Source organism: Pseudoalteromonas prydzensis, assembly GCF_011050055.1.
Lineage (GTDB): Bacteria > Pseudomonadota > Gammaproteobacteria > Enterobacterales > Alteromonadaceae > Pseudoalteromonas > Pseudoalteromonas prydzensis_A.
The window spans coordinates 1-10,713 of sequence record NZ_DRGM01000198.1 but is presented as its reverse complement, the minus strand read 5'-3'; the positions used below and the strand labels follow the sequence as shown (position 1 = coordinate 10,713).

The window sequence follows — 10,713 nt, the reverse complement described above, 5'->3', positions numbered from 1 at the left end:
ATGCTCTTCGACGTTTAATTTCACCATTTTCGAGCAATATACGCTGCCAGCTTGGGAAAAATAACTTTGAAAAATCATCGACATCACAGTACGTTTCAACTAACTTGTTCATGCTCGTTCCTTTTTGTTCTAATCACTCTTGGTCAAATGATCGGATCATGGAACGAGCATTTAGTTCCTTTAAATTAGTAATTTCTTATCCGAAGCTCAGGTTAGTTAGTACGAAAGGAAAACAGTTTTATTGGAATAAATGGAGTTTTGAAAGGAGTTAATTGGTCGGTATGGAGAGATTCGAACTCTCGACCCCTGCCACCCCATGACAGTGCGCTACCAAGCTGCGCTACATACCGACGTTGCAAGCAATAGTACGTATATTTTTTCAAAAATCAATAAGCTTTTGTTTGTTTGCACATTTATTGCACGTACTGAGTGAAATAAATCATTTTCTGTGAATATTTAGTATTTTACCCACTCACTGATCGATTTATACATGGTATCTCGTAGTATAGGTTGCGCAGTTTTGTTAGGGTGTATGTTGTCGTTTTGCATTAGGCTTTTATCAGATGCGATATCAAGCACAAAAAACGGCATTAAATGGCTGTCGGTTTCATCGGCAATAGCGGCGAAACTTGCGGTAAATTGCCCGGTATAACGTGGCCCATAGTTAGGTGGAATGTGTATTTCCATTATCGCTACTTTGGCATCGGCTTGTTTGCTTTTGCTCACTAAACTGGCTAGGTTGTCTTTCAGTCGTTTAATCGGGAAGCCACGCAGGCCGTCGTTGCCGCCAAGTTCGATGAGTACATGGCTAGGTTGAAATTCATTAAGCAGCGCGTCTAAACGGCGCAGTGCGCCACCGGTGGTTTCACCACTGATACTGGCATTGATCAGTTGTACGGGTGTTTGCTCAGAATCGTATTTATCTTGTAACAATTTAACCCAGCCTTGCTCTTGTTTTAAACCGTAGGCGGCACTTAAACTGTCTCCTAAAATTAAAATTGTGTTGTCAGCTGCCGCACTAAGTGGTTTGATTACTAATAGTAAAACGAATATAAAACGTAGGATTGAATACATCATATGTCAGCGCTATCTCAATTAAATATCATTCAGGTTAAAGGTCTTTCAAAAACGGTTACTACCCTTGAAGGGGATTTGCCCATCCTCAGCGACATCACCTTTAATGTCAAGTCTGGGGATTCAGTGGCTGTGGTTGGTGCATCTGGTTCAGGTAAATCTACCTTACTAAGTTTACTGGCTGGGCTGGATCAATCGACTCAAGGCTCAATCTATCTAGACGGTGAGCCACTGCATGAACTTGATGAAGAAGCGCGAGCGGCACTTAGGGCTGCCAAAGTCGGTTTTGTATTTCAATCTTTTATGTTGGTGCAAAGTTTAACCGCACTTGAAAATGTGATGCTACCTGCCGAGCTTGCTGGTGAATCAAATGCCAAGCAGCAGGCACTTGAACTACTAGAAAAAGTTGGTTTGAGTCATCGTGTTGAGCATTACCCATCTCAGCTTTCTGGCGGTGAACAACAACGTGTTGCCATTGCCCGCGCATTTATTGGCACGCCAAAGATTTTATTTGCTGATGAGCCATCCGCTAACCTTGATAGCAAAAACGGTAAATTAATTGAGTCATTGTTATTCGATCTGAATAAATTGCACGGTACGACCTTAGTGTTAGTGACGCATGACGAAGCACTGGCTGCGAAATGTCAGCACGTTTTGCAAATTGAAGCGGGGCAATTAGTTAAAAATACCAATGAGGCTGTGGCGAATGTGGGCTAAATTAGCACTAAAATTATTTAGCCGTGAGTTTCGCCGTGGTGAACTTACGGTGATCTGTGCGGCAATATCGCTTGCGGTATTGACGGTTTTAACACTATCTATGGTAACTGACCGAATAGGGCAAAGCATTGCACAAAAAAGCAGTGCCTTTATTGCCGCGGATCGCGTGCTGGCAAGTAACCATGAATTACCGGATGAGTATTTAACAAAAGCAAGCGAATACAACTTACAAACCGCACAGCTCACTTACTTTGATACTATGTTATTTGCTAATGACGAAATGCAATTAAGCTCAGTTAAGGCGGTGTCGCAGCATTATCCACTTAAGGGCGAATTAAAAGTTAAAAGTAGCTTAACCGGTGAGGTTGAAGTTGCCACGCAGGGGCCATCGGTTGGTAATGTGTGGTTTAGTGAATCGGTATTTTATGCATTAAATGTCAAAGTGGGTGATACGGTTGAACTCGGTGCTGCGCAATTTCATATCGAAAAAGTACTGGTTGAAGAGCCAGACGCACCATTTAATATTTTTTCGAGTAGTCGCCGTGTACTTTTAAATAACCAAGATGTAGCAAAAACCGAAGTAATTCAACCTGGCAGCCGTGTTTTTTACCGTCAATTGTATGCCGGTGATGAGAGCGAGATCAGCGATTTTTATGCGTGGCTAAAACCGCAAATGAAAGAAAATCAGCAGTGGTATGGGGTAAAAGACCGACAATCGCCGATTGCAAATAGCTTAAACCGCGCTGAAAGCTTTTTATTATTAGCAGGATTATTGGGGATTATTTTGGCGGCAGTGGCGATTGCGGTGTCTGCAAAGCGTTATTGTGAACGCCAATATGACCCCGTTGCGATGATGAAAACCTTAGGCGGCAGCCGCGCAACGATCAGCAAAATTTACTTACTGCATTTATCGCTAGTATGTGGTTTATCTGTGATGCTCGGCTTAGCCATTGGCTATGGTCTACAAGAAATTGCCACTGGCTATTTGGCAAAATCAATGAATAACACTTTGCCTGCGGCGGGTTTAAAACCTTGGTTTGTAGCGATCAGCACCGGGGTGATTTGTGCGGTGATGTTTTCAATCAAACCGTTATTAGATTTATTTGATATTCCACCGCTTAGAGTATTACGCCGTAATTTGGGCGATAAGCTGTTGGTGAGTAAAGTGCATTTAGCCATGTCGGCTGTGACGGTATTTTTACTCATGTGGCTATTTAGTAATAACTTAAAAATCACCGCTATTTTATTTGTTTCAACCTTGGTTTTAATCGCCATCTTATTTTTGCTATCACGGTTAATTTTTGGTGGTGGGCGTAAGCTAGGGCTGCGTCCAGGCAGCAGTTGGTCGCTTGCAATTGCCTCTATTCAAAAACGGGCCAATGCCAATGCAGTGCAGTTGATCAGTTTTTCGCTTGCTATAAAGCTGTTGTTATTTTTAGTGGTACTTAAAAACGATATGATCGCTGATTGGCAGTCGCAATTACCTAGTGATGCGCCGAATGCCTTTTTGGTGAATATTACAGAAACAGAACTGCCAGATGTAAATGCGTTTTTAGCACAAAAGAACATTCAAGTGTCAGATTTTTACCCGACTGTTCGTGGTCGTATCAACGCAGTCAACGGCGAGCTGGTTGCCCGTGAAGTGTCGTTGCAAGATAATGAAAAGAAAGACGAAGAAGCCCGTTCAGGTATTGGCCGTGAGCTTAATCTTACCTGGCTTGAGCAACCGCCGGCGCAAAATGAGATCATCGACGGGCAATGGTTTGGCGACAATGCCACCGCTGAAGCGTCAGTTGAAGAATCAATGCTCGAGCGCTTAGATGTAAAACTGGGTGATACGCTGACCTTTTTAATTGGGGCACAATCGTTTGATGCTAAAATTACCAGTGTGCGTAAAGTGAATTGGGCAACCTTAAAACCTAATTTCTTTATTATTCTAAGCCCCGATGTTTTAGCTGATTTTCCAGCGACCTATATTTCATCGGTACGTATTAATGACGAGCAAAAGCGCGACTTTAGCCAATTATTACGCAGTTACCCAACCATCAATGCCATAGACGTAGAAAGTTTTGTTAAACAAATTCGCTCGACTATTTCGCAAGTGTCCTTGGCGATAGGCTTTGTACTAGCGATAGTGGTGATGTGTGGTGGCTTAGTATTGATTTCCCAAGTACAAGCAAGCTTGGGCGAGCGAATGCAAGAAATTGTTATATTGCGTACTTTAGGTGCCAAAGGGCGGTTAATAAAAAATGCGACCTTGTATGAATTTTTATTGCTTGGCAGCGCTGCTGGTTTTGTCGCTGCGCTGGTCAGCGATGTTGCGTTATTAATAGTACAACGTGAGATGTTTGAGTTAGCCGGTAAGTTGCACCCGCATATTTGGCTGATTGGGCCATTAGTGGGGGGCGTGTTTGTGGCATCACTCGGCTACTTTATGATAGCCAGAACCATGCGCAAAAATACCCAAGGGTTGCTGCGCTCTTTAGCCTAAAAGGTTAGCAATTAAACAAGCCCGTTTTTACGGGCTTTTTTAGCACTGGTAATTTATACAGTGCTCTGGCATTATTACTGCAATTAACTATTTACACTGATTGGGCAAGTATTGGCTATTATTTTAGGGATTGATCCTGGCTCACGATTAACCGGCTATGGGGTGATTGCCCATCAAGGGGCTAAATTTACTTATTTAGGCAGCGGTTGTATAAAACTGGCCGATCATGAGTTTCCTATTCGATTAAAAATGATTTACCAAGGGATCAGTCAACTAATCGAACAATTCTCTCCTGATCACTTTGCCATTGAAAAAGTGTTTATGGCACATAATCCAGATTCAGCATTAAAACTGGGCCAAGCGCGTGGCGCGGCGATTGTGGGCGCTGCCATGGCAGAGCTTGCTGTTTTTGAATATTCTGCTCGGCAAATTAAACAAGCGGTAGTAGGGCACGGTGGTGCTGATAAATCGCAAGTGCAGCATATGGTTAAAAATATTTTAAAATTACCAGGCACACCGCAGGCCGACGCCGCCGATGCATTAGCCATTGCAATATGTCATGCGCATTCAGATCAAAATTTAATAAAACTAGCGGGCAGTGCCAGTAAAACCGTTAGAGGACGCTTAAGGAAATAATATGATAGGTCGCTTGAATGGCATCTTAGTCGAAAAACAGCCGCCAGAGATTCTGCTTGAAGTAAGCGGGGTTGGTTACGAAGTTAACATGCCGATGACGTGTTTTTATGATTTACCAAACATTGGCGAAAATGCCATTGTGTATACTCATTTTGTAGTGAGAGAAGACGCCCAGTTACTATTTGGTTTTAATAATAAAATTGAGCGAGCATTATTTAGAGAGTTATTAAAAGCCAATGGTGTGGGGCCTAAACTCGGATTAGCAATACTTTCAGGAATGTCGGCTAAACAATTTGTGAGCTGTGTAAATAATGAAGATGCCACTAGTTTAGTAAAACTGCCGGGAGTCGGTAAAAAAACCGCAGAACGGTTAGTACTGGAAATGAAAGACCGATTAAAAGATTGGGGTAATGACTTATTCACGCCATTTAGTGATAATGCAGTTATAGAGCCTGCCTCTGACGCGCTGATCGCAAATAATACTGCAGATGATGCAGTCTCAGCGTTGGTATCGTTAGGTTATAAATTGGCGCAAGCACAAAAAACAGTAAAATCAGTGGCCAAGCCTGGTATGTCTACAGAGGTTCTTATAAAAGAATCTTTAAAATCAATGTTGTGAGTAAACCATGATTGAAGCGGATCGTTTAATAGATGCGACTGAACAAAGTAATGAAGATGTAGTCGATCGCGCGATTAGACCAAAACTATTAGCCGATTATACTGGTCAGCCCCATGTTAAACAGCAAATGGAAATATTTATAGAAGCGGCTCGCACGCGTGGTGAAGCACTTGATCATTTATTAATATTTGGCCCACCAGGATTAGGTAAAACCACATTGGCAAATATTGTGGCGAACGAGTTGAATGTCAGTATTAAAACCACCTCAGGCCCTGTGCTTGAAAAAGCAGGGGATCTAGCTGCACTGCTTACTAACCTTGAAGAAGGGGATGTACTGTTTATTGACGAAATACATAGGCTAAGCCCGCAAGTTGAAGAAATACTCTATCCCGCCATGGAAGACTACCAGCTTGATTTAATGATTGGTGAAGGCCCAGCAGCGCGCTCGATCAAACTTGATTTACCGGCTTTTACACTGATTGGTGCAACCACTCGCGCGGGTTCGTTAACCTCACCGCTGAGAGACCGTTTTGGTATTGTGCAGCGTTTAGAGTTTTATTCAGTTGCCGATCTCTCGACCATAGTAGCGCGCTCTGCGCATTATTTAAATTTACAAATGTGTGATGATGGCGCGACAGAAATAGCCAAGCGTTCTCGTGGTACGCCGCGTATTGCAAACCGTTTATTGCGCCGAGTACGTGATTACACGCAAGTTAAATCAGACGGCACTGTTAATGCAGAAGTGGCAGAGCTGGCACTTAACATGATTGATGTAGATAAAAGCGGTTTTGATTACATGGACCGTAAATACTTGCTCGCCATTATCGAAAAGTTTATGGGTGGCCCCGTTGGTTTAGATAATCTTGCTGCCGCCATTGGTGAAGAAAAAGAAACTATCGAAGATGTGATTGAGCCGTATTTAATTCAACAAGGCTTTATACAACGCACTCCTCGCGGGCGTATTGTCTCTGATAACGCCTACCATCACTTTGGTTTGTTACCTAAACAACAATAAACTATATTTTTTTGCAGCTATATACTCAAATATGGCTGCAAACTTTCCTCTGCAATTAACTCAACAGTTCTTTTTTAACCGCTTAGCGCCTAGCTACATAGGTATTTAGCTATTTCGACTAGGGCCTGTTGACCTTTTAGGATTAAAATTTGTTCAAACTAGGGGCGATTTAATCGCGGCGCGAGATTTGTAACCTAGTGGGCTAAGTAAAAATCGAGCAACAAAGAGTTAATCGCCCCTAGGAAGAACCCGAAGGGCAGCGCGTGTTTGGCATTTATGCTACGTTATCGCCTATTTATGGGGAACAACCACACTACATAGACTCTGCCTTGCCTAAATACCAAACACACTGCTGCAAATTTAACCTCGAAAGATAAACAGGCCCTAAGATAATTCACATGCTGTTAAGTTTATAAACGATATTGTATGCGCCATAGCGAGGTCGTGCTGTGCGTGATTTGCAGGCAAAAAAAAGCCCGCATAAAATGCGGGCAAACAACAAGTTGAAGGAAGTAATCTAGGGAACATAGCTTAAACTCATCAAGTTTTATCAAGAGGACTTTAAGCTTAGCAATACGAAAAATCAGATTCATATTGCAAAGAACTGGGCTTCATGAAGTATTCATTACTGCGCTAGCTCGGTATGGGAGAATAATACGCAATTGTTGTTTTTTGTTCAAACTAGAAAAATTTAATTTTCAGATAAAAAAAACTAATAACTAGATTTTTTTGGTTGCGTTATTTTTGTTCATAAAATTCACAGTAGGTTAGTAGTTTGTTGAATTTATGAAACTTTATTTGATTGATTGGTTTTTGAACAGATTAGTTTAACTGTCCTGCGTTAAGTTTAGAATGCTACTTTTGCTTGGTTATGCACTGATTGTGAATAAACAAGGTGTTTTACATGGTTTTTGTTTATAAATACGCACCGAGTGGAAATGTTTACGTAAGTCGCTGTGAATAAAGATTTAAGTGTCTTGGTTTTTCAGCTAAGCAAAAAAGCTGCAGACCTGCTTTTCAACGTTTTTTGTTGCTAATTCACAGCAATAGCGTTGTCAGTAAGGATCTGAATCGATACACTAGTTGCAACTTTTTGGCCAACCCTTTGGTCAGATACCTAGCGTAAAAAGAAATGGTATTTTTACAAGAAATCTTATTAGGAGTTTAATGTGGGTTCAGGGCTTAATTTTTTAGATTTAATTCTAGAAGCAAGTTTTCTTGTGCAGTTGGTAATGTTGGCACTGGTAGCAATGTCAGTTATGTCATGGGCAATTATTTTTCAACGTAAGAAAGCAATTTCTGAGGCGTTAACAAATGCCAAGCGCTTTGAACAAAAATTTTGGTCTGGCATTGATTTAAGCAAACTTTACAACGAAATTTCATCACGCAGCGGTAACTCAAGCGGTATAGAAGCATTATTTATTGCTGGCTTTAAAGAATTTGCTCGCCATAAGAAAAACTCTTTTCAAAGTGCTAGTATCGTAATGGAAGGCACGCATCGTTCAATGCGCGTTGCGTTATCCCGTGAAATTGAAAAACTAGAATCAAGCTTATCGTTTTTAGCAACGGTTGGTTCTATTAGTCCTTACATTGGTTTATTTGGTACTGTATGGGGCATTATGAATGCTTTTATCGCGTTAGGCGAAGTTAAGCAAGCAACCTTACAAATGGTTGCCCCAGGTATTGCTGAAGCCCTAATTGCAACCGCAATGGGTTTATTCGCTGCTATTCCTGCGGTTATTGCATACAACCGTTTTGCTAATAGAGTTGAAAAGCTGGAATCACACTACATTAACTTTATGGAAGAGTTTGCAAATATTTTACACCGTCAAGCAGCTACACAAATAGAGGCAAAAGCGAATGTATCAGCGTAAGAAACGTCGTCCTGTTGCAGAGATAAACGTAGTTCCTTATATAGATGTGATGTTGGTATTGTTGATCATCTTTATGGCGACTGCGCCTTTGATCACACACGGTGTTAAAGTTGATTTACCAAAGATGGAAGAATCAGATTTAGTTGATACTAAAGATACACCGCCAATTATTGCCTCTATTGACGCACAAGGTAAGTACTATGTCAGTATTGGAACTGATCCTGAAGAGCCGATGGAAGCATTAGATGTTGCCGCTGTTATCAAGTTACAACTGATGAAAAACCCAGAAACCCCAGTGATGATCAAAGGTTCAGGTAAAGTATCGTATCAAGAAGTATTATTATTGATGGATTTCTTAAAAAATGCCGGTGTACCTTCAGTGGGATTAATGACTGAGTCGTTTGAAGGGAATAAAAACTAATATGGGTGCTTCAGTATTAAAATCAGTGTTATTGCACCTCGCTATAATAGGCGTTTTGGTAGGAACGGCGAGTTTTCATACATCAGCGCCCACAGTAATGGAAGTAACCTTAAACAAGGCTATGCCTGATGCTGAAAATGCGGTTTCAGCGGTGACTGTTGACCAAAAAATGGTTGAACAAAAAATTGCTGAGTTAAAACGCAAAGAAGATGACAAAAAACGTGCTGAAGATAAACGTATTCGGGATTTAGAGCGTCGTGCGTCAGATGCACGTAAACAACGTGAAGCAGAAGACCGTCGCATTAAAAAGCTAGAGCAACAGCGTCGCGCGAAAGAGAAAGAAACCGCGCAAGCCCAAGCTCAGGCGAAAAAAGCCCGTGAAATTGAACAAAAAGAACGTGAGAAAGCACAGCAAGCTGAAAAGCAAAAAGAGCAAGCAGAACTCGCTGCTAAAGCTGCGGCTGAAAAACGTAAAGCGGAAGAAGAGGCTTTAAAGAAAGCTGCAGACGAGCGAAAACGTGAAGAATTAGCCGCTAAAAAACGTGCAGAAGCCGCGGAAGAAGCGCGTCAAAAAGCATTGCAAGAACAAATGCTGCAAGAGCAGCTAGCTTCAGAGCAAGCCGCACGCAATAAAGTTCGCCAACAGCAGGTAGGCACTGAGGTTGATAAATACAAAGCATTAATAATGGCGCGTATCCAGCAAAATTTATTAATTGATGAAAAAATGAAAAATCAACAATGTCGTGTCAATATTCGCTTAGGTTTTAATGGCTTGGTAACGCAGGTTAAATCTTTAGGCGGTGATAAGTTAGTATGTGAAGCGGCGCTTAGAGCGGTTCGTATGGCTGATACGTTGCCAGTTTCTAAAGATAAAGATGTGTTTGAGCAATTAAAAAATATTAACTTAACAATTAAGCCACAATTTTAAAGGAATGGTATGTTCAACCAGTTGAAAACAGTTTGTTTAATTTTCGTTTTAGGCTTTGCCAGTGTTGCTAATGCAGCACTTGAAATAGTCATAACCGAAGGCATAGATGGCGCGCGACCAATTGCGATCGTGCCATTTAAATATAAAGGTGTAGGGCCAATCCCAGAAAAGCTTAGTGATGTGATTGCTGCAGATTTAATGCGCAGCGGTAAATTCAAACCAATCGGCGTTAATGAAATGCCGCAGTTACCTAGCAAAGATGCTGACGTAGACTATGCTGCATGGGTAAATAAAGGTGTTGAAGCCATTTTAGTTGGTGAAGTTGAACAGCAAACAGATGGTCGTTATTTAGTTCGTTATGAGCTGGTTGATGTTATTCGCGGCCAAATTACTGGTGGCGCAACACAAATGATGAGCAACGGTAAACTAATTAAAAACCAAGATCATATTCAAGAAGCGCGCGAAAGTGTGATCAGCGATACTGGCTTTAGACGTTATGCACACCGCATTAGTGATGTTATTTATGAGAGACTCACCGGTGAGCGCGGCGCATTTTTAACTAAAATTGCTTATGTGATCGTACGTGATGATGAACCAAAGCCTTACCAACTAGTAGTGGCTGATTACGATGGGTTTAACGAGCAGGTTTTATTACGTTCGCAAGAGCCGTTAATGTCTCCGGCATGGTCACCAGATGGTACTAAGCTTGCGTATGTGACCTTTGAAAATCGTCAAAGCCAAATTTACATGCAAGATTTATATTCTGGAAAACGTGAACTTATTACCAGCCATCAAGGTATTAATGGCGCGCCACAATTTTCGCCAGATGGTAAAAAACTATTATTAGTGCTGTCAAAAGACAGAAACGGTGCAACTGAAGTGTATATGCTAGACTTAGCGACACGTAAAGAGACCCGTTTGACTAACCACCGTAGTAT

General features: G+C 41.5%; 10 protein-coding genes, 1 tRNA gene and 1 pseudogene. 9 read left to right on the top strand and 3 right to left on the bottom strand.

Annotation, left to right across the window (positions count from 1 at the left end; genetic code table 11):
• The 3 genes and pseudogenes from ENH88_RS23270 to ENH88_RS20355 all read right to left on the bottom strand — a co-directional run.
• Nucleotides 1-112, bottom strand: a pseudogene (locus ENH88_RS23270) (IS982 family transposase); the annotation flags it as partial.
• Between the two features lie 161 nt (nucleotides 113-273).
• Nucleotides 274-350, bottom strand: a tRNA-Pro gene (locus tag ENH88_RS20360).
• A gap of 106 nt (nucleotides 351-456) precedes the next feature.
• The gene (locus ENH88_RS20355; RefSeq protein WP_304185124.1) at nucleotides 457-1,077 is read right to left on the bottom strand and encodes an arylesterase; all 621 of its coding nucleotides are present in this window, start codon (nucleotides 1,075-1,077) and stop codon (nucleotides 457-459) included.
• Between ENH88_RS20355 and ENH88_RS20350 the strand changes: the two genes are divergently transcribed.
• The 9 genes from ENH88_RS20350 to ENH88_RS20310 all read left to right on the top strand — a co-directional run.
• Nucleotides 1,078-1,791 carry an ABC transporter ATP-binding protein gene (locus tag ENH88_RS20350; RefSeq protein WP_304185122.1) on the top strand — a complete coding sequence of 238 codons (714 nt, stop codon included), beginning with the start codon at nucleotides 1,078-1,080 and terminating at the stop codon, nucleotides 1,789-1,791.
• A complete protein-coding gene (locus ENH88_RS20345; protein WP_304185120.1) occupies nucleotides 1,781-4,282 on the top strand; it encodes an ABC transporter permease in 2,502 nt (833 codons plus the stop codon). Before ENH88_RS20350 ends, ENH88_RS20345 begins: the two co-directional genes overlap by 11 nt.
• A 111-nt stretch (nucleotides 4,283-4,393) precedes the next feature.
• Nucleotides 4,394-4,918 (top strand): crossover junction endodeoxyribonuclease RuvC, encoded by a 525-nt coding sequence (gene ruvC / locus ENH88_RS20340; RefSeq protein ID WP_304185118.1) that lies wholly within the window; start codon nucleotides 4,394-4,396, stop codon nucleotides 4,916-4,918.
• Between the two features lies 1 nt (nucleotide 4,919).
• On the top strand, nucleotides 4,920-5,537 hold the full coding sequence (gene ruvA, locus ENH88_RS20335; protein WP_304185117.1) for a Holliday junction branch migration protein RuvA: 618 nt from the start codon (nucleotides 4,920-4,922) through the stop codon (nucleotides 5,535-5,537).
• A 7-nt stretch (nucleotides 5,538-5,544) separates the two neighbouring features.
• Nucleotides 5,545-6,552 carry a Holliday junction branch migration DNA helicase RuvB gene (ruvB, locus tag ENH88_RS20330; RefSeq protein WP_304185116.1) on the top strand — a complete coding sequence of 336 codons (1,008 nt, stop codon included), beginning with the start codon at nucleotides 5,545-5,547 and terminating at the stop codon, nucleotides 6,550-6,552.
• Between the two features lie 1,169 nt (nucleotides 6,553-7,721).
• Nucleotides 7,722-8,426 carry a protein TolQ gene (gene tolQ, locus ENH88_RS20325; RefSeq protein WP_304185114.1) on the top strand — a complete coding sequence of 235 codons (705 nt, stop codon included), beginning with the start codon at nucleotides 7,722-7,724 and terminating at the stop codon, nucleotides 8,424-8,426.
• A complete protein-coding gene (gene tolR, locus ENH88_RS20320) occupies nucleotides 8,413-8,847 on the top strand; it encodes a protein TolR (protein WP_145233094.1) in 435 nt (144 codons plus the stop codon). The genes tolQ and tolR overlap by 14 nt, the downstream gene beginning before the upstream one ends.
• A 1-nt stretch (nucleotide 8,848) precedes the next feature.
• On the top strand, nucleotides 8,849-9,775 hold the full coding sequence (tolA, locus tag ENH88_RS20315) for a cell envelope integrity protein TolA (RefSeq protein WP_304185113.1): 927 nt from the start codon (nucleotides 8,849-8,851) through the stop codon (nucleotides 9,773-9,775).
• Between the two features lie 9 nt (nucleotides 9,776-9,784).
• Nucleotides 9,785-10,713: Tol-Pal system protein TolB (locus ENH88_RS20310; protein ID WP_304185112.1), on the top strand; the 929-nt coding region annotated here is incomplete at its 3' end.

Bases quoted from the DNA above. Each gene is read 5' to 3' on its own strand.
- ENH88_RS20355 (WP_304185124.1), bottom strand. From the start codon at position 1,077: ATGATGTATTCAATCCTACGTTTTATATTCGTTTTACTATTAGTAATC.
- ENH88_RS20350 (WP_304185122.1), top strand. From the start codon at position 1,078: ATGTCAGCGCTATCTCAATTAAATATCATTCAGGTTAAAGGTCTTTCA.
- ENH88_RS20345 (WP_304185120.1), top strand. From the start codon at position 1,781: ATGTGGGCTAAATTAGCACTAAAATTATTTAGCCGTGAGTTTCGCCGT.
- ruvA (WP_304185117.1), top strand. From the start codon at position 4,920: ATGATAGGTCGCTTGAATGGCATCTTAGTCGAAAAACAGCCGCCAGAG.
- ruvB (WP_304185116.1), top strand. From the start codon at position 5,545: ATGATTGAAGCGGATCGTTTAATAGATGCGACTGAACAAAGTAATGAA.
- tolR (WP_145233094.1), top strand. From the start codon at position 8,413: ATGTATCAGCGTAAGAAACGTCGTCCTGTTGCAGAGATAAACGTAGTT.
- tolA (WP_304185113.1), top strand. From the start codon at position 8,849: ATGGGTGCTTCAGTATTAAAATCAGTGTTATTGCACCTCGCTATAATA.